The organism is Streptomyces sp. NPDC034049 (genome assembly GCF_055575575.1).
Genome location: NZ_JBVISJ010000007.1, coordinates 116,380 through 142,447, shown reverse-complemented (window position 1 = coordinate 142,447; position 26,068 = coordinate 116,380). Strand labels below are relative to the sequence as shown.

Below are 26,068 nucleotides of genomic sequence, written 5' to 3'. Positions count from 1 at the left end.
CTGAAGCACGACCCCAAGCTCGACAGCCGGTTCGCGGTCAGGCCGTGGGCCCGTTCCGGTGCGTCGCGCCATATGGAAAACTGGTCTAGACAACCGGTCTAGACCTCTCTGCACCACCCGAGACACCTGAAGGGCAGCATCACATGGCTGAGCGCCGCGTCAACGTCGGCTGGGCCGAGGGCCTTCACGCCCGACCCGCATCCATCTTCGTCCGGGCCACCACGGCCTCCGGTATCCCCGTGACGATCGCCAAGGCCGACGGGAACCCCGTCAACGCGGCCTCCATGCTCGCGGTCCTGGGCCTCGGCGCCCAGGGCGGCGAGGAGATCGTGCTCGCCTCCGACGCCGAGGGCGCGGACGCCGCGCTCGACCGTCTGGCGAAGCTCGTCGCCGAGGGGCTCGAAGAGCTCCCCGAGACGGTCTGAGAGCGAGCGGACCACCGAAGCGGAAAGGCCTGAAAAGCCGCCCCGCACACACATCGAAGGGCTCGTCCGATTTATCGGGCGGGCCCTTCGCATTCCATCATTTTTCCGTTCTGCGGGCAGCAGGAAAAATGCCCCTCGGAATTCTTCCCTCTTTGTATACGGCGCCCGTGTTAATGCCGCAGGCTCGGCATGTTTACGGGGTGTTGCGAAGTCCTCACACGTTCCGGGCGCTCCGCCCCGCCGGACCCGGCCGGAAATCGGAGCCGGTGCGCGGCGGTGGCCCGCTCGGTGTGCAGGGACGTGATCGCGCGGGCCCGGTCGCCGTCGCCGCGCGCGACCGCGTCCACGATGCCGCCGTGCTCCGCCCAGGACTCCCCGGGGTCGGCCGGCGCATCGACCACGTACATCCAGGCGATCTTGTGCCGGAGCTGGGCGAGTGTCGAGGTCAGGGCGGGGCTGCCGGAGGCCTGCGCGAGCGTTTCGTGGAACCAGCCGCCCAGCGAGCGCAGATCCTCGCTGTTGCCCCTCCTGGCCCGCTCCTGGCCCAACCTGACCAGTCCCCGCAACACCTTGAGGTGCGCCTCTGTGCGGCGCTGCGCGGCGCGGGCGGCCCCCAGGGGCTCCAGCAGCATGCGCATCTCCAGCAGGTCGGCGGCCTCCTGCTCGGTCGGCTCGGCGACGCACGCGCCCGCGTGCCGGCGGGTCACCACGAACCCCTCGGCCTCCAGCGTGCGCAGCGCCTCGCGCACGGGCACCCGGCTGACGCCGTACCGGCGGGCGAGCAGTTCCTCGGTGAGCCGGCTGCCGCGCTCGTAGACACCCGCGACGATGTCATCACGGATCGCCGTGCATACCGAGTGCGCCGGAATACGCATGACCGACCTCCGCCTTAATCCCCGTGAAACGTCGATGATTGACGTGTGTTCCAGCGACTCTATTGCAGGAAGACGGAATTTCCGACGGCGGACCGGAATCCAGGGATATTTTTTGGACAGGAGGTGCGTCACAAGTGGTGGGTCACCACAACAAGGAAAGCCCCGGCTCGGTGAGCCGGGGCCTCCTGGGAAGCGGGGGCGCGCGTCAGACGTTCACGCCGTGCGAGCGCAGGTACGCGGCGGGGTCGATGTCCGAGCCGTACTCGGCCGACGTCCGGGCCTCGAAGTGCAGATGGGGGCCGGTGACGTTGCCGGTGGCCCCGGAGAGGCCTATCTGCTGGCCGGGGGTGACCGTCTGACCGACGGAGACGCCGATGGACGACAGGTGGCCGTACTGGGTGTACGTGCCGTCGTTCATCTTGATGACGATGTTGTTGCCGTAGGCACCGCCCCAGCCCGCCTCGACGACGGTGCCGGAGCCGACCGCGTGGACGGCCGTGCCGGACGCGGCGTGGAAGTCGACACCGGTGTGGCTGCCGGAGGACCAGACGGCACCGCCGGCCTTGTAGCCGGTGGAGATGTAGGAGCCGCTGATGGGGGCGACGTAGGCGTTGAGGCGCTCGCGCTCGGCCGCGCGGGCGGCACGGGCCTTGATCTCCTCGCGCTCCTTGGCGGCGGCACGTTCCTGCTCGGCCTTCTCGGCGGCGGCCTTCCTGGCCTCCTCCTGCGCCTTCTTCTTGACGGCGGCGACCTCGGCGGCCTGCTGCTGGGCCACGGCCTGGGCGTCGACCTGGTCGGCGACCGTGTCGCCGAGGATGATGATCTGGTTCAGGCCGGTCTGCTCGACGGCGGGCTCCTCCGCAGCGAGCGCGGGGCCGGCGAGGGTGCCGAGGACACCGGTGGTGGTGAGAGCGGCAACGCCCACGTTCCTCGTGGTCGTGCGCTGCACACGGCCGGGACGGCGGTGCTTCCCGGGGGCGCGGGTGAACGCCATGAAGTGGCTGGTCCTTTCCTTCCTTCTCGCCTACCGGGTTAGCTGACGGGTTCGGAGCAGGAAGGTCTCCTACGGCTACCCCTCGTTTCGCGTCGCTCGCGAAGGGCACCCGATTCACCCCAGGGACTTCGGTGGGTCCCCGGCTCCCCTGGCTCACGCCATGGGGACTCGGCGATGACTGTCCGGTGCCGCGGCTGCGGCGAACTTCTGACGAACAGCCGGACCGACGCTAAGTGGGCCGTCTTCGAAATAACAAACGGATCACGGGATTTGTTAACTACGCCACAGGTCAGACACACAACCTCCGCCATCAATACGGACAAACAGGGGCCCTGGTGACTCTTCCGTCACCAGGGCCCCACTGACACGCGTCCGTCCGGCCGCCCCTACTCGGCCGGGACGACGGTGACTTCGCCGATTCCGAGGGCCCTGACCGGCTCCTCGATCTGCGCGGCGTCCCCGACGAGGACGGTCACCAGACGGTCCACCGGGAAGGCGCTCACGGCCGCCGCGGTGGCCTCCACGGTGCCGGTGGCGGCGAGTTGGCGGTACAGCGTCGACTGGTAGTCGTCCGGCAGGTACTGCTCGACCTGGTCGGCCAGCGTGCTCGCCACGGCCGCGGCCGTCTCGAACTTGAGGGGGGCGACCCCGACCAGGTTCTGCACGGCGACATCGCGCTCGGCGTCCGTCAGGCCCTCGGCGGCGAGGGTGCGCAGCACCGTCCACAGATCGTCCAGCGCGGGCCCGGTGTTGGGGGTGTCGACGGAGCCGCTGATGGCGAGCATCGCGATGCCCGAACCGTCGGGCGCGGCCCGCAGCACCTGGCCGAACGCCCGCACGCCGTAGGTGTAGCCCTTCTCCTCGCGCAGGACGCGGTCCAGGCGGGAGGTGAGGGTGCCGCCGAGGCAGTAGGTGCCGAGCACCTGGGCCGGCCACACCCGGTCGTGCCGGTCGGCGCCGACCCGGCCGATGAGCAACTGGGTCTGCACGGAACCGGGTCGGTCCACGATGATCACGCGCCCGGTGTCGTCGGCGCTCACCGACGGCACGGGTCGCCGCGCGGCCGGGGAGCCGGTCCAGGCGCCCAGGGTGTCGGCGAGCAGCGTGTCGAGGTCGACCCCGGTGAGGTCGCCGACGACCACGGCGGTGGCCGTCGCGGGGCGCACGTGCCGCTCGTAGAAGGCGCGAACGGCCGCGGAGTCGATGCCCTCGACGGTCTCCTCGCTGCCCTGGCGGGGCCGTGACATCCGGGAGGTGGCCGGGAACAGCTGCTTGGAGAGCTCCTTGGCGGCCCGGCGGCCGGGGTTGGCGGTCTCGTGCGGGATCTCGTCGAGCCGGTTGGCCACCAGCCGCTCGATCTCGCCGTCCTCGAACGCGGGGGCCCGCAGGGCGTCGGCGAGCAGGCCGAGGGCCTTCTCCAGCCGCGAGACGGGCACTTCGAGGGACAGGCGTACGCCCGGGTGGTCGGCGTGCGAGTCGAGGGTGGCGCCGCACCGCTCCAGCTCGGCGGCGAACTCCTCGGCCGTGTGCTTGTCGGTGCCCTCGGAGAAGGCCCTGGTCATGATGGTGGCGACGCCCTCGATGCCGGCGGGCTCGGCGTCCAGGGGCGCGTCGAGGAGCACCTCGACGGCGACGACCTGCTGGCCGGGGCGGTGGCAGCGCAGCACGGTCATGCCGTTGTCCAGGGTGCCGCGCTCGGGCGCCGGGAACGCCCAGGGCCTGGCCTCGCCGGCCTGGGGCTGCGGGTGGAAGTCCATGGTCGCGAGCTCGGTCACTTCGCCGACTCCTCGGTCTCGTCGGTGGTTCCGGCGGCCTCGGCCGCGGCGGTCTCGTCTTCGGCGCCCTCTTCGGCGTCCTCCTCGCTGGCGACGGGCTCGTAGACGAGCACCGCGCGGTTGTCGGGCCGCAGGCGCGCCTTGGCGATCTCCTGGACCTCGTCGGCCGTCACCTCCAGGACCCGGTCGACGGCCGTCAGGGCGAGCTTGGGGTCGCCGAACAGGACCGCGTACCGGCACAGTTCGTCGGCGCGGCCCGCGACCGTGCCGAGCCGGTCCAGCCACTCGCGCTCCAACTGGGCCTGGGCGCGCTCCATCTCCTCCGCCGTGGGGCCCTCGGCCGCGAACCGGGCGAGCTCCTCGTCGACGGCGGCCTCGATGACGGGCACCTCGACGTCGCCCGAGGTCTTCACGTCCATCCACGCCATGGAGGGCGCGCCGGCCAGCCGCAGCAGGCCGAAGCCGGCCGTCACGGCGGTACGGTCGCGGCGGACGAGCCGGTTGTAGAGGCGGGAGGACTCGCCGCCGCCGAGGATGGTCAGGGCCAGGTCGGCCGCGTCGCACGCGCGCGTGCCGTCCTCCGGGAGACGGTAGGCGGCCATCAACGCGCGCGCGGGCACGTTCTCCTCGACCACCTCGCGCAGCTGCGCGCCCATGACGTCGGGCAGCGCGCCGTCGCGGGGCGCCGGCTTGCCGTCGTAGGAGGGGATGGAGCCGAAGTACTTCTCGACCCAGGCGAGGGTCTGCTCCGGGTCGATGTCGCCGACGATCGACAGGACGGCGTTGTTGGGCGCGTAGTACGTCCTGAAGAACTGCTGGGCGTCCTCCAGGCTGGCCGCCTCCAGGTCGTCCATCGAGCCGATCGGCGTGTGCCGGTAAGGGTGGCCCACCGGGTAGGCCAGGCGGAAGATCTTCTCGAAGGCGGTGCCGTAGGGCACGTTGTCGTACCGCTGGCGGCGCTCGTTCTTGACGACGGCCCGCTGGTTGTCCAGGTTCTTCTGGTCGAGCGCGAGCAGCAGGCTGCCCATCCGGTCGGCCTCCAGCCACAGCGCGAGCTCCAGCTGGTGGGTGGGCATGGTCTCGAAGTAGTTGGTGCGCTCCCAGCTGGTGGTGCCGTTCAGCGAACCGCCCGCGCCCTGGACCAGCTCGAAGTGGCCGTTGTCCTTGACCTGGCCCGAGCCCTGGAACATCAGGTGCTCGAAGAGGTGGGCGAGGCCCGTGCGGCCCTCCACCTCGTGCCGCGAACCGACGTCGTACCAGAGGCACACGGCGGCGACCGGGGTCAGGTGGTCCTCGGAGAGCACCACGCGCAGGCCGTTGGCCAGGCGGTGCTCCCTCACTGTCAGGCCTTCGGAGCCGGCCTCGGCTGTGGCCGTGTGACCCATGGGCGGTACGTCCCTTCGATCGCTGTGCTGTGGTCGCGGAATCCGTGGTCTGTCCGTCGTGGATCGTCGCGGAAACCGCTGTTTTCCTGCCGGTCCTGCCACTGTATGCAAGCGCGCGGACGCCCGGAGAAGTTCCCGGGGCTCGTACGCCGAGAGCGAGACGGGGGTTGCGCCGGACGGTCACTGGTTAAAGTCGGCGCACGCTGTTGACGCGGCGGCTCGGGGAGGCGTGCCAGGCGGTCGGCGCCGGGTCGTGTCGGGCTTGTCAGTGCGGCAGTCCACAATGGTGCGCGTCAGATCCCGTTCACCTCTCGGTGAGAGTGAGCTGGAGACGTGAGCGCCCGTAGGTGAGCGACCAGAAAAAGAGGAGCCGGCAGCGATGGCCCGCCGCAGCACGAAGACCCCGCCGCCCGACGACGCGTTCGAGGAGCGGATCCTCGACATCGACGTCGTCGACGAGATGCAGGGCTCCTTCCTGGAGTACGCGTACTCGGTCATCTACTCCCGAGCCCTGCCCGACGCCCGCGACGGCCTGAAGCCGGTGCACCGCCGGATCGTCTACCAGATGAACGAGATGGGTCTGCGCCCCGACCGCGGCTATGTGAAGTGCGCCCGCGTCGTCGGCGAGGTCATGGGTAAGTTGCACCCGCACGGCGACTCCTCGATCTACGACGCCCTGGTGCGCCTCGCCCAGCCCTTCTCCATGCGGCTCCCCCTGGTCGACGGCCACGGCAACTTCGGCTCCCTGGGCAACGACGACCCGCCGGCCGCCATGCGGTACACCGAGTGCCGGATGGCCGACGCGACGAGCCTGATGACGGAGTCGATCGAGGAGAACACGGTCGACTTCGCGCCGAACTACGACGGCCAGGAGCAGGAGCCGGTGGCGCTGCCCGCCGCCTTCCCGAACCTGCTGGTCAACGGCGCGTCCGGGATCGCCGTCGGCATGGCGACCAACATGCCTCCGCACAACCTGGGCGAGGTCATCGCCGCCGCCCGCCACCTCATCCGGTACCCGAACGCCGACCTGGACACGCTGATGAAGCACGTCCCGGGCCCCGACCTGCCGACCGGCGGGCGGATCGTCGGGCTCTCCGGCATCAAGGACGCGTACGCGTCGGGCCGCGGCACCTTCAAGATCCGTGCCACGGTGGCGGTGGAGAACGTGACGGCCCGCCGCAAGGGCCTCGTCGTCACCGAACTGCCCTTCACCGTCGGCCCGGAGAAGGTGATCGCGAAGATCAAGGACCTGGTCGGCTCGAAGAAGCTCCAGGGCATCGCCGACGTCAAGGACCTCACCGACCGCGCGCACGGCCTGCGTCTCGTCATCGAGATCAAGAACGGCTTCGTGCCGGAGGCCGTCCTGGAACAGCTCTACAAGCTGACGCCGATGGAGGAGTCCTTCGGCATCAACAACGTGGCGCTGGTCGACGGCCAGCCCCTCACCCTGGGCCTGAAGGAACTGCTGGAGGTCTACCTCGACCACCGCTTCGAGGTCGTCCGACGCCGCTCGGAGTTCCGCCGCGGCAAGAAGCGCGACCGGCTCCACCTGGTCGAGGGTCTGCTCACCGCGCTGCTCGACATCGACGAGGTCATCCGTCTGATCCGCTCCAGCGACAACTCCGCGCAGGCCAAGGAGCGCCTGATGGAGCGCTTCGCCCTGTCGGAGATCCAGACGCAGTACATCCTCGACACCCCGCTGCGCCGTCTCACCCGGTTCGACCGTATCGAGCTGGAGTCCGAGAAGGACCGGCTGAACGCCGAGATCGCCGAGCTGACCCGGATCCTGGAGTCCGACGCGGAGCTGCGCAAGCTGGTCTCCGGCGAACTGGCCTCGGTGGCGAAGAAGTTCGGCACCGAGCGCCGTACGGTCCTGATGGAGTCCTCGGGCACCGCGGTGGCCGCGGTGCCGCTCCAGGTCGCGGACGACCCGTGCCGGGTGCTGCTGTCGTCGACGGGGCTGCTGGCCCGTACGGCCAATGGCGAGCCCTTCACGGCCGACGAGGACGCCAAGCGCGTCAAGCACGACGTCATCGTCTCCGCGGTCCCCGCGACGGCCCGGGGCGAGGTGGGCGCGGTGACCTCGACCGGCCGCCTGCTCCGCCTGAACGTGGTGGACCTGCCGCAGCTGCCGGACACGGCGGCGGCCCCCAACCTCTCGGGCGGCGCCCCGCTCGCCGAGTTCCTCTCCCTCCAGGACGGCGAGACGGTCATCTGTCTGATGACGCTCGACGAGTCGTCGCCCGGCCTGGCCATCGGCACCGAGCAGGGCGTCGTCAAGCGGGTGGTCCCCGACTACCCGTCCAACAAGGGGGAGCTGGAGGTCATCACCCTCAAGGAGGGCGACCGGATCGTCGGCGCGGTCGAGCTGCGCACCGGCGAGGAGGACCTGGTCTTCATCACCGACGACGCCCAGCTGCTGCGCTACCAGGCCGCCCAGGTCCGCCCGCAGGGCCGTCCGGCCGGCGGTATGACGGGCATCAAGCTCACCGAGGGCGCGAAGGTGATCTCCTTCACGGCCGTCGACCCGGCCGTGGACGCGGTGGTGTTCACCGTCGCCGGTTCGAGGGGCACCCTGGACGACTCCGTCCAGACCACGGCCAAGCTGACCCCGTTCGACCAGTACCCGCGCAAGGGCCGCGCCACGGGCGGTGTGCGCTGCCAGCGGTTCCTCAAGGGCGAGGACTGCCTGTCCGTCGCCTGGGCGGGACCGGCCCCGGCTCGGGCCGCGCAGAAGAACGGCACCCCGGCCGACCTCCCGGAGATGGACCCCCGCCGCGACGGCTCGGGGGTGTCCGTGGGCAAGCCGGTGTCCGCGGTGGCGGGGCCGGTGTGAGCGCGACGCGTCAGACGTCGTCGTCGTAGGTGTCGTAGGTGACGTCGGGTTCGCCGGTCTCGATGTCGATCTCGGTCTCGATCTCGGCCCAGGTCCCGGTCCCGGGCTCAGTCCCGGTCCCGGTCCCGGTCTGCCGGACATAGCGCAGGACGCCCCACATGCCGTGCTCGTCGGTGTGCGGGGCGTCCTTCTCGCTCCTGCACGCGTCCAGTTCCTTGGTCAGGGCCGGGACGTCGATCCCCGCCCCGATGAGGACGAGTTGGGTGAGCCGGGAGGCTTCGCCGGGCGTCCAGGGCTCGGGATAGAACCGCAGAAAGCGCCCGACGGCGTGCACGGCATAGCGGTTGCGGGGGTCGTACGGCCCGAAGTCGACGTACCCCTTGATGCGGTAGAGCCCCTCGGCCCTGCCGTCCAGGAACTCCATCAGCCGCCGGGGATCGATCGGCACGTCGGAGACGAAGGACACGCTGTCGTAGCCGGTGTGCAGATGCCCGGCATGGCCCCCGTGCTCCTCCCCGGCCTCGTCGTGCCGGTGGAGGTCGTCGAAGGAGAGCTGGCCGATGCGCTCTTCGGAGGGCCTGCAGTCGAACAGGAACTCGGGGTCGATACGCCCGTAGGTGGCGGGCACGACCGCGGCACGGTCGCTGAGCGAGCGGACCAGCGCCAGAACTCCCGCCCCGTCCTCGGCCCGGTCGAGCTTGTTGACCACCACCAGGTCGGCGATCGCGAGATGGCGGTCGAGCTCGGGGTGCAGCTGCCGGGTCCGCGTGAACTCGGCCGCGTCGACGACCTCGACCAGCCCGCCGTACACCACGCGCGGGTTCTCGCTGGCGAGCACCATCTTGACGAGTTCCTGCGGCTCGGCGAGCCCGCTCGCCTCGATGACGATGACGTCGATCCCGGTGGCGGGATCGGCGAGCCGCTCCAGAAACCGATCCAGCTCCTCGACGTCGACGGCACAGCACAGACAACCGTTGCCCAGGGACACGGTGGAGTCCCCGAGCGCCCCGGCCACGGCCATCGCGTCGATCTCGATCGCGCCGAAGTCGTTGACCACGGCGCCGATCCGGCTGCCGCCGCTGCGGTGGAGCAGGTGATTCAGCAGGGTCGTCTTACCGGATCCGAGGAATCCGGCGAGGACGACGACGGGGATCTGCGGCGCGTGCTGTGGACTCGGCCCCTGACCCCGGCTCGACGACTGACTCACCACGCGCCCTCTCCCACCCCGTCGCTCTCCTGCGTCGACCGCATGCGGCACCAGGATACGAGGGGCACCCCACCCCGCCGGGGGCGAGATTGTCAGCGGCGCCCGTGGGGCACACGATGGGCATGGCGCCGGGTCGCGCGACCCACGCATCCCTCCGTGCGCCTCCTCTCCGCCTCCCGGTGGACCAGCGCCTCTCGGCGACACTGGGAGACGGCAAGCGCCGCCCACCGCTCGCCGGTCCCCAACCTGTCGATCCACACCCGACGACCGGCGGACGGCCGCCTGAATCGGGGATTGACATGGCCACACAGAATCATGGGGCGCGGGGACTCGGCCCCGCCGCGGCAGCGGGTCTCGCCTTCGCGGTGGGCGCGCTGGGCGCGTTCGTCGTGGAGCGGCGCGTCGGCATCCTGCTTCGGCGCCTGGAACGGCTGGAACGCGAGACGGAACAGCGCGCGGCACTGATCGCCTACCAGCGGCACAACTTCGACCTGGTCATGAAGGCGGCCGCGGACCCGACCCTGCTGCCCGTCCTGAACGCCTACGAGGAGGAACTGTCCACCGACCGGCAACGGCAGTACCTCTTCGCCAACCTGCTGTACACCCACGTCCTCCAGGGGTACCGGGTGGGCGTCTTCAGCCGGGCCGAGCTGTACGGGCACCTGCGTGGCATCTTCCAGAGCACGCTGATGCGCGACTACTGGGCCGCCACGCGCCACCACCGGTCGAGCCTGAAGGAGGGCTCGGAGGAGTCGGAGATCGGCAGGATGGTCGACACCTTGATCAACGACCTGGAGGAAGCGAACACCGACGAGTGGTGGGTCGTGGGCGAACCGCCCGCTGAATGAGGGCGCGCCCCCGCTCTCCTCACTCCCCACGGCGCTCGTCTCGCGCGGTGCGACCCCTGCCCCACGCTTCACTCCATCGCACCTTCGATGCATACGCATCAACCGGGCTCATGGGGCAAAATTGGCCCGCTCGTATCACTACTCATGACCCAAGGATCGAACCCGTTGAAAATCGTGCGCCGCATCGGTGCCTCGCCCCGCGAGAGGGGCAGCGCCGCGGGGCAGACGTGCCCAGACATCTTCGAACTGCAGGACGGTAACTTCGCAGTAATCGGGACAGATCGGACGGATAAACTCGACCCCGAGCTTCCCGCCGACGCCTCGCGCGCTGACTACGAGAGGATCGTGGTCATCAGCCGCGAGACTCTCATCCGGGCAAAGTCGGACATCCCCGACGCCTGATCCTGAACGGGGGCTCGCCTGCACTACAGCGCGGGCCCCTCGCGTCGCCACCGCGCGCCGCCGCCCCGCACGGCCGCCACCCCGCGACAGCGAGCCAGAGGCTTCCACCCTCCTTCGGCCCAGCCGGAATTCGGTCGCGAGGAAGTCAGGTTAGGCTCACCTCTGTGAGTACGTGCACATCCGCGTCCCGACACCTCGACGAGCCTCTCGCGGGGACCGCCGCCACGGCGAGGACATGGCTGCTGCTGGAACAGCCGGGCCCCTGGGGCGTCAAGGCGCTCACCTCCAGCCATCTCGACCCCGCGCTCGGCCGCGCCCTGGAAGCCGCGACGGAGGGCACCGGCGTACGCGTGGCGCTCATCCGGCGCCCCGGCCGCCACGCGGACTGCCGCGAGGTGCGCGAGCGCCAGGTGTACGTGGCCCACACCGCTCCCGGGAACGTCTGGCTGCACAGCGCCACGACGTCCGACCCCCGCCGACTGCTCGACCTGGATCTCGCCGCGCTCGGCCGGGGCGAGCACCACACCTTCGGGACGGTTCTGGGCGGGCGGCCCCACACCGGTGACCCTCTCGCGCTCGTCTGCACCAACGGCAAGCGCGACCGCTGCTGCGCGCTCCTCGGCCGACCGCTCGCCGCCGAACTGGCCGCCTCCGGGGTCGAGGGCACCTGGGAAGTCACCCATCTGGGTGGTCACCGCTTCTCCCCGACGCTGCTCGTGCTGCCCTTCGGATACGTCTACGGCCGCGCCGAGGCCCACCACGTCAAGGAGGTCCTCCAAGGCGTACGGGAGGGCCGTGTGGTCACCGAAGGGTGCCGGGGAAACTCCGCCTGGGAACGCCCCGGTCAGGCTGCCGAGCTGGCGGTGCGCACGGAGTACGGCGAGGACACCGCCGGCGCCCTGACGGTCGTCCGTACGGAGGGCACGGCTCCCCGCTGGGACGTCGTCGTCGCCCACACCGACGGCCGCCACTGGACCGTCGCCGTCGCCCAGGGCACCGCCGAGCCGCCCCGCCAGGAGAGCTGCGGTTCCACGCTGGGCTCCCCGACACGCATGGACGTGCTGGCCGTACGCACGCTGACACCACACCACGCAAGCCGACCCCCGACGAGCTGACCTCCGAGGCCGCCCGCCCGGAAACACCCAGGCCTCGACCCGTCGCGCAAACGCCGGGCGGGTGAGATCCGCGTCACACCCCACTACGACCGGCCCACCCCGTCCACGTACCGTCATGGGTATGAGCCCCACTCCCCCCGCACGCCGCCTGCGTCTCGGTATGCCGCGGCGGGTGTTCTCGCAGGTCCTGCTGATGCAGGTGGCGATCGCCGCCGGTGTCGCCGTCCTCGCGACCGGGCTCTTCCTCGCACCGCTCAGCGACCAGCTGGACGACCAGGCGATGCGCCGGGCCCTCGCCATAGCGCAGACCACGGCGGCCCAGCCGCAGATCGCGGAGGACCTCGTCTCGACGAAGCCGTCCGTGAACGGCCCCGTGCAGGTCGAGGCGGAGCGGATCCGGAAGGCCAGCGGAGCCGAGTACGTGGTGGTCATGGACCGCGACGGCGTGCGCTGGTCGCACCCCGACCCGGCGGAGATCGGCGGGCTCGTCTCCACCGACCCGCGCCGCGCCCTGGCCGGCAACGAGGTCATGGAGATCGACTCGGGGACCCTCGGACGCTCGGCCCGGGGCAAGGTGCCGCTGCGCGACGCGGGCGGGAGGATCGTCGGCGCCGTCTCGGTGGGGATCGAGTACGACAATGTGCGCGCCCGGCTGATCCACGCCATCCCAGGCCTCCTGGCCTACGCCGGCGGGGCCATGGCGGTCGGGGCGCTGGCCGCGTATCTGATCTCCCGGCGGGTTCATCGGCAGACTCGTGACCTGGCCTTCTCCGACATCGCGGGGCTGCTGGCGGAGCGCGAGGCGATGCTGCACGGCATCCGGGAGGGCGTGGTCGCGCTGGACCGCGCCGGACGCGTGCGCCTCCTCAACGACGAGGCCCGGCGGCTCCTCGGCATCGGCGACGAGGCGCTCGGCAGGTCGCTCGACGACGCGCTCGGCCCCGGCCGTACGACCGATGTGCTGGCCGGCCGCGTCACGGGCACCGACCTGCTGACCGTGCGCGGGAACCGCGTACTGGTCGCCAACCGCATGCCCACGGACGACGGGGGCGCCGTCGCCACCCTCCGCGACCGCACCGAGCTGGAGCAGCTGGGCCGTGAACTCGACTCCACGCGCGGTCTGACGGACGCCCTGCGCGCCCAGGACCACGAGCACGCCAACCGGATGCACACACTCCTCGGTCTGCTCGAACTGGAGATGTACGACGAGGCCGTGGAGTTCGTCGGCGAGGTGGTCGGCGATCATCGCGCGACCGCCGAGCAGGTCACCGAGAAGATCCACGATCCGTTGCTGGCCGCGGTGCTGGTCGGCAAGGCGACCGTCGCGGCCGAGCGCGGAGTGGCCCTGTCGCTCGCGGGCGGCACCCTGCTGCCCGACCGGCTGATCGACCCCCGGGGGCTCGTGACCGTGGTCGGCAACCTCGTCGACAACGCCCTGGACGCCGTCGCGGGCACACCGCACGCGCGCGTGGAGGTCGATCTGCGCGCCGAGGGCCGTACCGCTGTCCTCCGGGTACGGGACACGGGTCCCGGAGTCCCGTCCGACAAGCAGGAGTTGATCTTCACGGACGGCTGGTCCACCAAGACGCGCCCGGCCCATCGCGAACGCGGCATCGGGCTCTCCCTGGTGCGCCGGCTCGCCGAGCGGCAGGGAGGCAGCGCCACGGTCGGCGAGGCGGAGGGCGGGGGCGCGGAGTTCACCGTCGTCCTGCCCGACGCGCTCGCCGAGCCGGGTCCGCCACAGGAAACCGAAGCCGCCACCGTCACCGCCGCCGACAAGGAGTCGCGATGATCGAGGTCCTGATCGTGGACGACGACATCAGGGTCGCCCGCGTCAACGCCGCCTACGTGGAGAAGGTCGCCGGTTTCCACGTTGCCGGTGTGGCCCACAGCGCGACAGAGGCGTTGCGGCTGCTGGAGACGCTGCCCCACGTGGACCTGATCCTCCTGGACCACTATCTGCCGGACGACACGGGACTCGTGGTCGTCCAGGAGATGCGTCGCCGGGGTCACGAGACCGACGTCATCATGGTGACGGCGGCCCGTGACGTCTCGACCGTCCAGGCCGCGATGCGGCAGGGCGCGCTCCAGTACCTGGTGAAGCCGTTCGCGTTCGCCGGGCTGCGGGCGAAGCTGGAGGCGTACGCCGAGCTGCGGCGCACCCTGGACGGCGGCGGCGAGGCCGAACAGGCCGAGGTCGACCGGATCTTCGGGGCGCTGTCGGCGGGCGGCGAACCGGACCTGCCCAAGGGGCACTCCCCCACCACCACCGAGTTGGTGCGCCGCGCCCTGATGACCGCCGAGGGCGCGCTGTCCGCCCAGGAGATCGCCGAGCGGACGGGCCTGAGCCGTCAGACCGCGCAGCGCTATCTGAAGCTCCTGGAACGCACGGGACGGGCCCGGCTGACCCTCAAGTACGGCGACGCCGGCCGCCCGGAACACCGCTACGAGTGGGCGACGCGCTCCTGAGGGACCTCCGGCGTGCGCACACGCTTCTCCGTGGCAGCCGCAGGGCGTGCCGTGCCTGCGGCCGCGCCCCGGGCGCTCACACCGCTCCCGCTCCCGTCAGCGAGCGCACCTCGGTCTCCGCGTGCTTCGCCTCGTCCGGCGGTTCGGCCGAGGTGACCGTGCCGAGCCAGCCGGCGAGGAAGCCCAACGGGATGGAGACGAGGCCGGGGTTCTGCAACGGGAAGTACTGGAAGTCGACGCCGGGGAACAGCGAGTCGGCGCTCCCCGAGACCACGGGCGACAGCATGACGAGGATCACGGAGGGGACCAGTCCGCCGTACACGGACCACACCGCCCCCCGGGTGGTGAACCCTCGCCAGAACAGCGAGTACAGCAGGACGGGCAGGTTGGCGGAGGCGGCGACCGCGAAGGCGAGGCCGACCAGGAAGGCCACGTTGAGGTCCTTGGCCAGCAGCCCGAGAGCGATCGCGACCACGCCGACACCGACGGCGGCCGTGCGCGCCACCGCGACCTCGCTGTACGGCTTCGAACGTCTGCGCCGCAGCGACGCGTACAGGTCGTGGGCGACGGACGCCGACGACGCGAGGGTGATCCCGGCGACGACCGCGAGGATCGTGGCGAAGGCGATGGCAGCGACGATCGCGAACAGAACCGTTCCACCGGTGGAGTCGGCGCCGCCGCCCAGGTCCAGGGCCAGTAGCGGCACCGCGGTGTTCCCGGCCGCGTTGGAGCCCCGCACGGCCTCCGGGCCGACGATGGCGGCCGCGCCGAAGCCCAGCACGATCGTCATCAGGTAGAAGCCGCCGATGAGGCCGATCGACCAGACGACCGAGCGCCGTGCGGCCCGCGCGGTGGGCACGGTGTAGAAGCGCGACAGGATGTGCGGCAGCCCGGCCGTGCCCAGCACCAGGGCGAGCCCGAGGCTGATGAAGTCGAACCGCGCGGTCCAGTCCCCGCCGTACCTCAGTCCGGGTGCGAGGAACGCGTCTCCGTGTCCGCTGCGCTCGGCGGCCGTCCGCAGCAACTGGTCGAAGTCGCCGTGGAACCGCACCAGGACGAGCACGGTCAGGGCGATCGCCCCGCCCATCAGCAGGACCGCTTTCACGATCTGGATCCAGGTGGTGGCCCGCATCCCTCCCAGCGACACATAGACCACCATGAGCGCGCCGACCCCGATGACCGTCCAGGCCTGCGCCGCCTCGCTCTCTCCCCCCAGCAGCAGCGCGACGAGCGTGCCCGCTCCCACCATCTGCGCCACCAGGTACAGAACGGACACGGTCACCGAGGAAGTTCCCGCGGCGATCCGCACCGGCCGCTCGTTCATCCGTGCCGCGACGACGTCGGCGAGGGTGAACCGCCCGCAGTTGCGCACCAGTTCGGCCACCAGGAAGAGCACCACGAGCCAGGCGACCAGGAATCCCACGGAGTAGAGCAGCCCGTCGTAACCGAAGAGCGCGATGAGGCCGGAGATGCCCAGGAAGGAAGCGGCGGACATGTAGTCGCCCGCGATGGCAAAACCATTCTCCATCGGCGAGAACAGCCGTCCGCCGGCGTAGAACTCCTCTGCGGAGCCGTGCCGGTTGCGGCTCACCCACGTCGTGATGCCCAACGTGACCGCCACGAACGCGCTGAACAGCACCAGCGCCAGCGTCTGATGGTCGACTGTCACCGCGCACCCCCTGTGATGCCGCGCGTCAACTCCTGGGTGTCCCAGCGCAGATCGAGCGCCGCCCGGTCCCTGCGCAGCCTCGCGTGGCGCGCGTACGCCCAGGTGAACAGGAACGTCGTGAGGAACTGCCCGAGCCCCGCGAGCATCGCCACGTTCACCGCGCCCGCCACCGGCCGTGCCATCAGGTCGGGGGCGGTCGTCGCCGCCACGACGTACGCCACGTACCAGGTGAAGAAGACAGCGACACCCGGGATCACGAACCTGCGGTAACGGCTGCGCACCTCCTGGAAGGCCGCGCTCCGCTGGACCTCCAGATAGACGTCCGCCGCGCCCTCGCTCCGGCTCTCCCGGGCGTCGGCCACGACCGGGGCCGGTCCGCCGGTGCCGTCCAACTCCCCCCAGCCGGAGGCCAACGCGTCGTACCAGGGATCGTCGAACCGCACGTCCGCGCTGGCGAGGCCGTGCCCCTCGTGCTGCTCAACCGGGCTCTCAGAACCACCCCCGCGTCGACGGGGACGGCCGGTGCTTGACTGCATGCCCAAGCATGGACAGAACGGAAAGACCCCTGGCGCACCTCTTCACGATTGTTCACCCCATCAGGTGAAACCCCGGCCAGCCTCCCGCACTTGCGGCAGAAGAGACCAACCGGCGCCCGCGTAAGCGCTGAAGAGGCGCCCTCCGGGCCCACCCCGCCGGGCCGAAGGCACCCGCCTCCGGCCCGGCGACGGGGGCTACGCGTCGATGCGTGACCGGTCCAGCGTCGCCGCGGAGCTGGAGATGAACTCCTTGCGCGGTGCGACGTCGTTCCCCATCAGCAGGTCGAAGACCTGCTCCGCCGCTTCCAGGTCCGACAGGTTGATCCGCCGCAGCGTGCGGTGCCGCGGGTCCATCGTCGTCTCCGCCAGCTGGTCGGCGTCCATCTCGCCGAGGCCCTTGTAGCGCTGGATGGAGTCCTTGTACCGGATGTTCTTGCTCTGGAACTCCAGCAGCTTGTCGCGCAGCTCACGGTCCGAGTACGTGTAGACGTACTTGTCCTGCCCCTTCTTGGGCTGGACCAGCTCGATCCGGTGCAGCGGGGGCACCGCCGCGAAGACGCGTCCCGCCTCGACCATCGGCCGCATGTACCGCTGGAAGAGCGTCAACAGCAGACAGCGGATGTGCGACCCGTCCACGTCGGCGTCGGTCATCATGATGATCTTGCCGTAACGGGCCGCGTCGATGTCGAAGGTGCGCCCCGAGCCCGCCCCTATGACCTGGATGATCGCGCCGCACTCGACGTTCTTGAGCATGTCGGTCACGGACGACTTCTGGACGTTGAGGATCTTGCCCCGGATCGGCAGCAGCGCCTGGAACTCGGAGTTCCGGGCGAGCTTCGCCGTACCGAGCGCCGAGTCCCCCTCGACGATGAACAGCTCGCTGCGCTCCACGTCGTCACTGCGGCAGTCGGCGAGCTTGGCCGGCAGCGACGAGGACTCCAGCGCCGTCTTACGACGCTGCGCGTCCTTGTGCTGACGTGCGGCGATACGCGTACGCGCGGCGGCGACGGCCTTCTCCATGACGACCCGCGCCTGGGCGGCGGCGTCCCGCTTGGTGGAGGTCAGGAACGCCTTGAGCTCCTTGGCGACGACCTGCGTCACGATGCGGCGGGCCGCCGAGGTGCCGAGGACCTCCTTGGTCTGGCCCTCGAACTGCGGCTCGGCGAGGCGCACGGTGACGACGGCGGTGAGGCCTTCGAGGGCGTCGTCCTTGACGATGTCGTCCTCGGCCACGCGCAGCATCTTCTTGGCGCGCAGCACCTCGTTCATCGTGGTGGCCACGGCCTGTTCGAAGCCCGCGACGTGGGTGCCGCCCTTGGGGGTGGCGATGATGTTCACGAAGGACTTGAGCGTCGTGTCGTAGCCGGTGCCCCAGCGCATGGCGACGTCGACGCCGAGCTCGCGGGTGACCTGCGTGGGCGTCATCTGACCGTGCTCGTCCAGGACGGGCACGGTCTCCCTGAAGGTGCCCTGCCCGGAGAAGCGCAGGACGTCGCAGACCGGCTTGTCGGAGGCCAGGTACTCGCAGAACTCGCTGATGCCGCCGTCGAAGCGGAACGACTCCTCGCCCTTGCTGCCGCCCTCACCGAGACCGAACTCGTCCCGGACGACGATCGTCAGCCCGGGCACGAGGAAGGCGGTCTGGCGGGCGCGCTGGTGCAGGTTCTCCAGGGAGAGCTTGGCGTCCTTGAGGAAGATCTGGCGGTCGGCCCAGTAGCGCACGCGCGTGCCGGTGCGCGTCTTCGGGATCCGCTTGCCCTTGCGCAGGCCACTGGTCGCCTCGAACTTGGCGTCCGGGCCGTTGCCCGCGAAGGCGCCCGGCACACCACGCCGGAAGCTGATGGCGTGCGTGCCCCCGTTGCGGTCGACCTCGACGTCCAGGCGGGCGGAGAGGGCGTTCACCACGGAGGCGCCCACGCCGTGCAGACCGCCGGAGGCCGCGTACGAGCCGCCTCCGAACTTGCCGCCGGCGTGCAGCTTGGTCATGACGACCTCGACGCCGGACAGGCCGGTCTTGGGCTCGACGTCGACCGGGATGCCGCGGCCGTTGTCCCGCACCTCCACGGAGGCGTCGTCGTGGAGGATCACCTCGATGTGGTCGCAGTAGCCCCCGAGGGCCTCGTCCACGGAGTTGTCGATGATCTCCCAGAGGCAGTGCATCAGGCCTCGACTGTCGGTCGACCCGATGTACATGCCGGGGCGCTTCCGCACGGCCTCGAGCCCCTCGAGGACGAGCAGGTGCCGCGCGGTGTAGTTGGAACCGTCCCGGTCTGCTCCGGTCAGCAGCGCTGTGGACGGCACGGACGTATCGGCGGTCACGCGGTTCGCTCCTCGCTGAATTTCAGGTGCGGCCCATTGGGGTAAGGGGCCGGGCTCTGTTGCCGGTCCGAGGGTACCGAGGCCTGGTAGAGCCGTTGTGACGCCACCCTCGTCCGAAACTCAGAGTAGTCCAGCGTCGCATACACGTTCGATCCCTCGATGGGGTGAAGTACATATCACGTTCCCTTCGAGGCATGAACCATTTAGGCTCCGGGCACGTCCTCATGAACAACCGGCAACCCAGCCGGGAGGACCGTACAACCGAAAGAACAACCGCCAGAACCACCGAAGAACCCCTGACAGACAGCGCGAACCCGTACGACACGAAGACACGCACTACGGCTCATTCGCCGCCAACCGGCAGCAGACAGCCGGCCCGGAAAGATTTTTTCGAGTTAAAGCCGCGAGCGGGAACGTTTTCGGCCTGGTTGGATGTTGACCCTGGTACGACAGCTCGTCGAGCTAGAGAAGAGGCGACGTGACTACTGTTCTGACCCCCGCGACCCCGCTGACGGCCGCTGACCGATGCGACCGCTGCGGCGCCCAGGCCTATCTGCGCGTCGTCCTCCTGAGCGGTGGAGAGCTGCTGTTCTGCGCCCACCACGGCCGCAAGTTCGAGCCGGAGCTCAAGAAGATCGCCGCGGAGATACAGGACGAGACGGAGCGACTCACGGCCGCTCCCGCGACCGCAGAAGAGGACGAGCGCTGACGCTTCGCACCTGACGACGAGCCGCCACCGGCTCGAGGCCGGTGACCGGGCGGCCACTCCCGTACCCACGGGGTGGCCGCCCGCTCTCGTCCCGCACCCACAAGGGGTTCGGCCGCACAGGGCGCCTCAGCGCCCGCTCAGCGGCTTTCCACCAGTACCCGGGCGACGTACGAACCTCTGGTGTAGACGCCGGGATTCCCGGCGATCCCACAGCCACTGCCCCACGAGACGAGGCCGATCAGCTTCCCCCGGGCGACCAGCGGTCCTCCGCTGTCCCCCTGGCAGGCGTCCCGGCCGCCGTTCTGCTCCCCCGCGCACACCATGGAGCCGGACTGGTACCGGCCTTCCGCGCTGCCCGGATAGGCCCGCTCACAGACGGCGTCGGCCAGTACCTCCACCGAGGCGGCCCGCAGGCCCTGTGTGTAGTCCCCGGCGCCCGTGGTGTCCCCCCAGCCGTAGACCGCGGCCGGCGTGCCCGGCGTGTACGCCGCATCCCCGGCGCCCGCCAGCCCGATGACGGAGGTCTCGGGCAGCGGTGCGGCGAGCGTGACCACCGCGAAGTCGCCCGCGTTCGTGTAGGGGTCGTACTCGGGGTTGACCCAGGCGCCGCTCACCGGGATCTCCTGCCCCTCGGTCGACTGCAGCTCGGCACGATCGGCGATGACCCGCAGATCGGGGACGCTCTCCGGCGGACCGCCCAGCACACCCTCGCTGAGGCAGTGGGCGGCCGTCAGCACGGTCGTGGGGCCCACCACGACCCCGCCGCAGAACTGCCCGGCCCGCGTACCCCCGAACCGGTCACGGCTGGACAGAGCCACCGTCCAGGGCGCCTGGGAGATCTCGACCGGATGACCGCCGATGACGACCTCGGCCGTCGCCGGTGGCGGCGACACCAGCGGTATGACGGCCGTGGTGGCCGCGACGGCCAGCAGTCGGGCGAACGATCGACGCATGCGGGCTCCTCACTCCGGGTCTTGGATGGCACACCCAGAGTGATCCACCGGATCGGCTTTCGCATGCCGCACACACGCCGAAGGCCCGGCTCCTTCGAGGGAACCGGGCCTTCGGACCGACCGGACGTGCCGGTGCGCTGTTGCCTAGTCGAGGTAGTCGCGCAGCACCTGGGAGCGCGACGGGTGACGCAGCTTCGACATCGTCTTGGACTCGATCTGGCGGATGCGCTCACGCGTGACGCCGTACACCTTGCCGATCTCGTCGAGGGTCTTCGGCTGACCGTCGGTGAGACCGAAGCGCATGGAGACGACACCCGCCTCGCGCTCGGAGAGCGTGTCGAGGACGGAGTGCAGCTGCTCCTGCAGCAGCGTGAAGCTGACCGCGTCGGCCGGGACGACGGCCTCGGAGTCCTCGATGAGGTCACCGAACTCGCTGTCGCCGTCCTCGCCCAGCGGGGTGTGCAGGGAGATGGGCTCGCGGCCGTACTTCTGGACCTCGATGACCTTCTCGGGGGTCATGTCGAGTTCCTTGGCCAGCTCCTCCGGGGTGGGCTCGCGGCCCAGGTCCTGGAGCATCTGACGCTGCACACGCGCCAGCTTGTTGATGACCTCGACCATGTGCACCGGGATACGGATGGTGCGGGCCTGGTCGGCCATGGCGCGGGTGATCGCCTGGCGGATCCACCAGGTGGCGTACGTGGAGAACTTGTAGCCCTTGGTGTAGTCGAACTTCTCGACCGCGCGGATCAGACCGAGGTTGCCCTCCTGGATCAGGTCCAGGAAGAGCATGCCGCGGCCGGTGTAGCGCTTGGCCAGGGAGACCACCAGTCGGAGGTTGGCCTCCAGCAGGTGGTTCTTGGCGCGGCGGCCGTCCTCGGCGATGATCTCCAGCTCGCGCTTGAGCTTGGGGGCGAGCTTGTCGGCGTTGGCCAGCTTGTCCTCGGCGAACAGACCGGCCTCGATGCGCTTGGCGAGCTCGACCTCCTGCTCGGCGTTGAGCAGGGGGACCTTGCCGATCTGCTTGAGGTAGTCCTTGACCGGGTCGGCGGTGGCACCGGCGGCGGCGACCTGCTGGGCGGGCGCGTCGTCCTCGTCCTCGTCGGACAGCACGAAGCCGGCGCTCTCGGTGCCCTCGGGCTCCTCGCCCGGCTTGCCGCCCGGGGTCTCCTCGATGACCTCTTCGTCGATCAGCTCGACGTCGTCCTTCTTGGCGGTGGTCTTCTTGGCCGCCGTCTTCTTGGCGGCGACAGTCTTCTTGGCGGGGGCCGCCTTCTTGGCCACAGCCTTCTTGGCGGCGGCCTTCTTGGCGGGGGCGACGTCCTCGGCGGAGGCGTCGGCCGCGGGCACCGCGGGAGCGGCTGGGGCGGTGGCCTTCTTGGTGGTCACCGTCTTCGCCGCGACCGTCTTGGTGGCGGTGCGCTTGGCCGGACTCTTCGCTGCGACGCTCTTTCGGGTGCGCTTGGGCTCCGCGGCACTGACCATCAGCGTCACACCCTCTTCCTCGAGGATCTGGTTGAGGCTGCGCAGTACGTTCTTCCACTGAGTGGCCGGAATCTGGTCAGCTTCGAAGGCCCGACGCACATCGTCGCCGGCGATCTGCCCCTCAGCCTTTCCCCGCTCAATGAGCGCCATGACAGAGACGGACTCGGCGATCTCCGGCGGGAGCGTACGGGATGTGCTGGCCGACACGAACAACCTCTCGGAACGTTGGAAAACGGCTTCCGGCCCCGTCCACTGCGGACAGGAGCCGACCACCGGCTTGGGAGTGGGCCGACGGTGCGGGCGGGGGCCGGGAAGAGGCACAGCGCCGTGAACGGCGTCCGTATTCCCTCCGCGGCTGTCACCTCTTAGGTCATCGCGCTGTTCCCACGAGCGTTACGCCCAATCTGCGTGGCCCGAGTCACACCCCGTAAGCGGCCAAAAGCGATCAGATACTGCCAGACATAATCGATCAAGGCCACAACCGGTTCTGTTCGGACGTGTACCCGGACGATTCCGGAATGAACTCCTCGATGTGGATCACCGCCCCGACGGAGCGCCTCGACGAGGACGCCTCGACGAGTTCGCCTTGACGGGGATCGTTGTCTCGGCCGGGGACACCGCGTCTCGTCCCGGCCGGGTCGGGCGGCACGACGGGTCGTCCGCTCGCCCCTGGCGTCGTGCCGCCGGACCCCGCCGAATCCCGGGAGGATCCGATGGGGCCCGGCGGCACGGGTCCGCCGGGCGAGCGACGCCACGGGAGGGGCCTACACCCCGGCCGCGTCACACCTGTCCCGCTCCGCGCGCCCTCAGTGCTCGCGCGGCGCGGGCACCACACGTTCCACCTCGGGGTGGACGGTGAGCAGTTGCCGCATGGCCGCCTCGGCCGCTCCTCCGTCGCCCGCGGCGAGGGCGTCGACGACCCGGGCGTGGTGCGTCAGCGTCGATTCGGTGGGCCGGTCGCATGCGGTGACCGGTCCGCCGGAGACCTGGAGGGCCGCCGAGACGATCCCGGAGAGGTGCTCCAGCATGCGGTTGCTCGCGACCTGGATCAGCAGCGAGTGGAACTCGGCGTCCGCGCGCGAGAACGTCAGCGGGTCGCCCTGGGCCATGGCGTGGCCCATCAGCTCGACCATGTCGCCGAGACGCTGCTGGACGTCGTCACGGCCGTGTCCGGCGGCGAGGCGGGCGGCGAGCGGCTCGATCATCCAGCGCAGTTCGCTGAGCTCGCGCCGCTGGTCGTCGCGCTGCGGACCGAAGGCCCGCCACTCGATGATGTCGGGGTCGAGCAGGTTCCAGTCGCTGACGGGACGTACGCGCGTGCCGACGTTCGGCCGGGCGCTGACCAGGCCCTTGGCCTCCAGGACGCGCAGGGATTCACGGACGACGGTGCGGGAGACCTCGAACCGCTGGCCGATCTCCTCGGGCACGAGGGGGCGATCCGCGCCCAGGTCCCCGGAGACGATCATCTGGCCGAGCTGCTGGACGAGTTGGCCGTGCAGTCCGCGCCCGCGGCTCCCGGCGGCGCGTCGGCCCACGCGCCCCAGCTCGGGGTCCGCGCCGTCCCAGGCGGGGAGGCCTACGCGGTCCACGGCGGGGTGCTCGGCGTAGGGGTAGCGGTCGAGTTCGCCCGGTCCTGCGAGGCCGGAGTCGGCGGAGCGGGCGGCGGTCATCATGGTGTGCGCAAGGGTACTCACGCATCCTTTGTCGGCTGCGTTCTCAACTCCCTTGAGGTCTTTGGTGAAAAGCACACGAAAGGGTGATCGCTCACCCCGTCGCAATTGACGCCTTATCGGAAAGAAATGGGCGTTCTACGAGGAGTTGTGCGCATTGCGTCGGCGGAAGAGCACGGACGGTGAGCACGAAAGGATGACGACGATCATCCGCGGACCCTGCCACGCAGGTTCGTGAGCACGTAGGCCCCCAGCAGCGCGGTCAACGACAACAGCAGCGCCCCGCCCACGGGTTGGACGATCGCCCGCACCAGCACTTCCAGATAGCGCTCTCCCCCGAACGGCCACTGCACCAGCACGAGCTCGCGCAGCCGCACCGGAAACCCGATCGCACTGCGCACGGAGGCCCCCTCCAGCGCCTTCTGCACCAGGGGTACGACGAGGAGGGGTACGGCGACCACGGCGGCGAGCCCCGCAGAGGTGGACCGGAAGACCCCCGCCGCGAGCACCCCCGCCCAGGCGCACCCCACGACGAGTCCGACCCAACTCGCGCCGAGCGGGCGCCAGTCGGCGGGGACGGAGATGAGTTCCGGCCCGTAGACGAGGTAGAGCACTTCGAGGTCGCAGCCGACGGCGAGGACCGCTAGGAGCAGCGCGGTGGCCGCTGCGACGAGGAGCTTCGCGACGAGCAGCCCCAGGCGACGCGGCACGGTGCCACGGTCCGCTGCCAGGGCGGGGTGGCGGAACTCGTCGCCGAAGGCGATGGCCCCCAGCAGCCCCGCGCCGATGGCGGCGGGCGGCAGCGGCAGCTCCCGCGGCCACGCGGCCAGCAGTCGCGGCTGCGGGGTGTGTCCGATCCTGGCCAGGACCACCGCCATGACGGCGGACGTGACGAGCACGGTCGCGGCGGTCACGTAGGCGGTGCCGACACCACAGGCCCGCCGCAGCTCGTACCGCAGCGGACGCAGCGGGCTCGGCGCCGACCGCACGGTGATGGGCGGCGGGAGCGCCGGCAGGGGCGGCGTCGGTACTGGTTCGGGCTCCGTCGCCCGGGAGTGCGACAGCGGGTCCGTCTCGGACGGGTCGGCCTCGGGTGCTGCCGTGGGGTCGGCATCGGCCACGGGGTCGACATCGGCCGCGAGGGCGGTTCCGGGCTCGGCATCGGCCGCGAAGGCGGCGGCGCGGGCGGTTCCGGGCTCGGCATCGCCCTCCGCCGCGCTGTGGGCCGACGCCGGGGTGCGCGGCTCGGCCACCGTCGCGAACCCGCTCGCCCGAGGCATCCCGGCGACCGTCTCGTGCGCCGCGAGAAGCACCCTGGCCTCCAGGGCCGCTTCGTGCGACGCGTCGGCCCACTCCTCCGGATCGTCTTCGACCGCCTCCGTGGGCATCTGCGGTACGGGGCCCATGTCGCCGATCTCGTCGGCGAGTTGGTGCACGAGGATGCCGTGCCGGAACGCGACCTCGCCGATCTCCGCGCATGTACTCCCGTACACCGAGAGCCGATTGCCTCCCTCCGGCACGATCTCCACGGAACGCCGCGCGGTCCGGGCCTCCTTGGTCAGCAGCGCCTCGAGGCGGGCGGCGTAGGGCGTACGCACGGCGACCCTGGGCCGGAGCCTGGTCCGGGAGAAGTCGGCGACGTCCTGGTCGGCGACGGGCCTGCCCTGTTCGAGGGTGAGGACCCGGTCGGCGGTCCGCGCGGCCTCCTTGGGGTCGGCGGTGGTGAACAGGACCGTGCCGCCCTGCTCGGCGTGCGCCCGCATGATCCCGTGCAGCCACCGGCCCTCGCGGACGGCCAGCCCGTGGGCCGGCTCGTCCAGCACGAGGGTGTGCGGGTCGGACAGCAGCGCGCAGGCCAGACCGAGGCGGCGATCCATGCCCCGCGAGAGCGTGCCCAGCCGCGCCTCGCGCAGACCGACCATGCCCACGACCTCCAGGACTTCGTCGGCCCGCCGCGTGGACAGTCCCGCGGCGGCGCACAGCATTCGCAGATGACCGCGGACCGTGCGGGCCGGGTGGCCGGGCACCTCGCCGAGCAGCACTCCCACCTCGCGTGAGGGGTGGGCGATGCGGTGCAGGGGGCGCCCTCTGAAGTAGGCGACGCCACGGCCTTGTTGGAGTTCGAGCATGAGTTTCAGCACTGTCGACTTACCCGCTCCGGGGGCCCCGAGGAGTGCGGTGACGTGGCCGGAGTGCGCCTCGAAGGACACATCGTCGACGGCGGGCGGAAAGTCCTTGCGAGGATTGCTGGTCAATCCGATGGCCTGGATCACCCTAGGCAAGATAGCGCGGTATGTCCGTTTTTTCGGGCACCCTGGGGCTCACCACACGGCCATGACAGCCGAACGCGACGGAGAAGGCTCCGACCACGCGCGCGTCAGACCTCCGGCGCGCGCCCG

General features: G+C 70.6%; 20 protein-coding genes and 1 riboswitch. Of the genes, 8 read left to right on the top strand and 12 right to left on the bottom strand.

Going from position 1 to position 26,068, the window contains the following annotated elements:
* Positions 1–143: 143 nt before the first annotated feature.
* On the top strand, positions 144–425 hold the full coding sequence (locus ACZ52C_RS21590) for an HPr family phosphocarrier protein (protein ID WP_013000229.1): 282 nt from the start codon (positions 144–146) through the stop codon (positions 423–425).
* Positions 426–595: 170 nt separating this feature from the next.
* On the opposite strand, the gene ACZ52C_RS21585 is transcribed toward ACZ52C_RS21590, so the two are convergent.
* The 4 genes from ACZ52C_RS21585 to ACZ52C_RS21570 form a co-directional block, all read right to left on the bottom strand.
* Positions 596–1,300, bottom strand: a complete 705-nt coding sequence (locus ACZ52C_RS21585) for a GntR family transcriptional regulator (RefSeq protein ID WP_469076243.1) — start codon at positions 1,298–1,300, stop codon at positions 596–598.
* A 205-nt stretch (positions 1,301–1,505) separates the two neighbouring features.
* Positions 1,506–2,294, bottom strand: a complete 789-nt coding sequence (locus ACZ52C_RS21580; RefSeq protein ID WP_469076242.1) for a M23 family metallopeptidase — start codon at positions 2,292–2,294, stop codon at positions 1,506–1,508.
* A 13-nt stretch (positions 2,295–2,307) separates the two neighbouring features.
* Positions 2,308–2,478, bottom strand: a riboswitch (cyclic di-AMP (ydaO/yuaA leader).
* Between the two features lie 202 nt (positions 2,479–2,680).
* The gene (locus tag ACZ52C_RS21575; RefSeq protein WP_469076241.1) at positions 2,681–4,069 is read right to left on the bottom strand and encodes a M16 family metallopeptidase; all 1,389 of its coding nucleotides are present in this window, start codon (positions 4,067–4,069) and stop codon (positions 2,681–2,683) included.
* Positions 4,066–5,454: a M16 family metallopeptidase gene (locus ACZ52C_RS21570; protein ID WP_469076240.1), complete on the bottom strand. Its 1,389-nt coding sequence runs from the start codon at positions 5,452–5,454 to the stop codon at positions 4,066–4,068. The genes ACZ52C_RS21575 and ACZ52C_RS21570 overlap by 4 nt, the downstream gene beginning before the upstream one ends.
* A 379-nt stretch (positions 5,455–5,833) precedes the next feature.
* Here ACZ52C_RS21570 and ACZ52C_RS21565 point away from each other — a divergent pair, with 379 nt between their 5' ends.
* On the top strand, positions 5,834–8,290 hold the full coding sequence (locus ACZ52C_RS21565; protein ID WP_469076239.1) for a DNA gyrase/topoisomerase IV subunit A: 2,457 nt from the start codon (positions 5,834–5,836) through the stop codon (positions 8,288–8,290).
* Between the two features lie 10 nt (positions 8,291–8,300).
* Here the strand turns inward: ACZ52C_RS21565 and ACZ52C_RS21560 are convergent, their stop codons facing one another.
* Positions 8,301–9,497: a CobW family GTP-binding protein gene (locus tag ACZ52C_RS21560; RefSeq protein WP_469076238.1), complete on the bottom strand. Its 1,197-nt coding sequence runs from the start codon at positions 9,495–9,497 to the stop codon at positions 8,301–8,303.
* A gap of 299 nt (positions 9,498–9,796) precedes the next feature.
* Here ACZ52C_RS21560 and ACZ52C_RS21555 point away from each other — a divergent pair, with 299 nt between their 5' ends.
* The 5 genes from ACZ52C_RS21555 to ACZ52C_RS21535 all read left to right on the top strand — a co-directional run bounded on the left by ACZ52C_RS21555 (position 9,797) and on the right by ACZ52C_RS21535 (position 14,331).
* The gene (locus ACZ52C_RS21555) at positions 9,797–10,345 is read left to right on the top strand and encodes a DUF6082 family protein (RefSeq protein WP_319100616.1); all 549 of its coding nucleotides are present in this window, start codon (positions 9,797–9,799) and stop codon (positions 10,343–10,345) included.
* Between the two features lie 165 nt (positions 10,346–10,510).
* Complete coding sequence (locus ACZ52C_RS21550; RefSeq protein WP_319236750.1) at positions 10,511–10,747, top strand: hypothetical protein; 237 nt, start codon at positions 10,511–10,513, stop codon at positions 10,745–10,747.
* 164 nt (positions 10,748–10,911) lie between these two features.
* A complete protein-coding gene (locus ACZ52C_RS21545) occupies positions 10,912–11,862 on the top strand; it encodes a sucrase ferredoxin (RefSeq protein ID WP_469076237.1) in 951 nt (316 codons plus the stop codon).
* A gap of 121 nt (positions 11,863–11,983) precedes the next feature.
* The gene (locus tag ACZ52C_RS21540; RefSeq protein WP_469076236.1) at positions 11,984–13,654 is read left to right on the top strand and encodes an ATP-binding protein; all 1,671 of its coding nucleotides are present in this window, start codon (positions 11,984–11,986) and stop codon (positions 13,652–13,654) included.
* Complete coding sequence (locus ACZ52C_RS21535; protein ID WP_469076235.1) at positions 13,651–14,331, top strand: response regulator; 681 nt, start codon at positions 13,651–13,653, stop codon at positions 14,329–14,331. Before ACZ52C_RS21540 ends, ACZ52C_RS21535 begins: the two co-directional genes overlap by 4 nt.
* 76 nt (positions 14,332–14,407) lie before the next feature.
* Here ACZ52C_RS21535 and ACZ52C_RS21530 read toward each other — a convergent pair whose 3' ends face one another.
* From ACZ52C_RS21530 to ACZ52C_RS21520, 3 genes are all read right to left on the bottom strand, one after another.
* Positions 14,408–16,000, bottom strand: coding sequence for a solute symporter family protein (locus tag ACZ52C_RS21530; RefSeq protein ID WP_469076234.1), 1,593 nt, complete (start codon positions 15,998–16,000; stop codon positions 14,408–14,410).
* A complete protein-coding gene (locus ACZ52C_RS21525) occupies positions 15,997–16,536 on the bottom strand; it encodes a DUF485 domain-containing protein (RefSeq protein ID WP_079158125.1) in 540 nt (179 codons plus the stop codon). Before ACZ52C_RS21525 ends, ACZ52C_RS21530 begins: the two co-directional genes overlap by 4 nt.
* Positions 16,537–16,731: 195 nt before the next feature.
* Positions 16,732–18,855, bottom strand: coding sequence for a DNA gyrase/topoisomerase IV subunit B (locus tag ACZ52C_RS21520; protein WP_469076233.1), 2,124 nt, complete (start codon positions 18,853–18,855; stop codon positions 16,732–16,734).
* A 478-nt stretch (positions 18,856–19,333) separates the two neighbouring features.
* On the opposite strand from ACZ52C_RS21520, the gene ACZ52C_RS21515 reads away from it, so the two are divergent.
* Positions 19,334–19,564: a DUF7455 domain-containing protein gene (locus tag ACZ52C_RS21515; RefSeq protein ID WP_013000244.1), complete on the top strand. Its 231-nt coding sequence runs from the start codon at positions 19,334–19,336 to the stop codon at positions 19,562–19,564.
* Positions 19,565–19,701: 137 nt separating this feature from the next.
* Here the strand turns inward: ACZ52C_RS21515 and ACZ52C_RS21510 are convergent, their stop codons facing one another.
* From ACZ52C_RS21510 to ACZ52C_RS21495, 4 genes are all read right to left on the bottom strand, one after another.
* Entirely contained in the window at positions 19,702–20,517 is an 816-nt protein-coding gene (locus ACZ52C_RS21510) for a S1 family peptidase (RefSeq protein ID WP_469076232.1), read from the bottom strand.
* 144 nt (positions 20,518–20,661) lie between these two features.
* The gene (locus tag ACZ52C_RS21505) at positions 20,662–22,212 is read right to left on the bottom strand and encodes an RNA polymerase sigma factor (protein ID WP_469076231.1); all 1,551 of its coding nucleotides are present in this window, start codon (positions 22,210–22,212) and stop codon (positions 20,662–20,664) included.
* 593 nt (positions 22,213–22,805) lie between these two features.
* Complete coding sequence (locus tag ACZ52C_RS21500) at positions 22,806–23,693, bottom strand: FadR/GntR family transcriptional regulator (protein WP_469076230.1); 888 nt, start codon at positions 23,691–23,693, stop codon at positions 22,806–22,808.
* Positions 23,694–23,875: 182 nt separating this feature from the next.
* Positions 23,876–25,942, bottom strand: a complete 2,067-nt coding sequence (locus ACZ52C_RS21495; RefSeq protein WP_469076229.1) for an ABC transporter ATP-binding protein — start codon at positions 25,940–25,942, stop codon at positions 23,876–23,878.
* Positions 25,943–26,068: the final 126 nt, after the last annotated feature.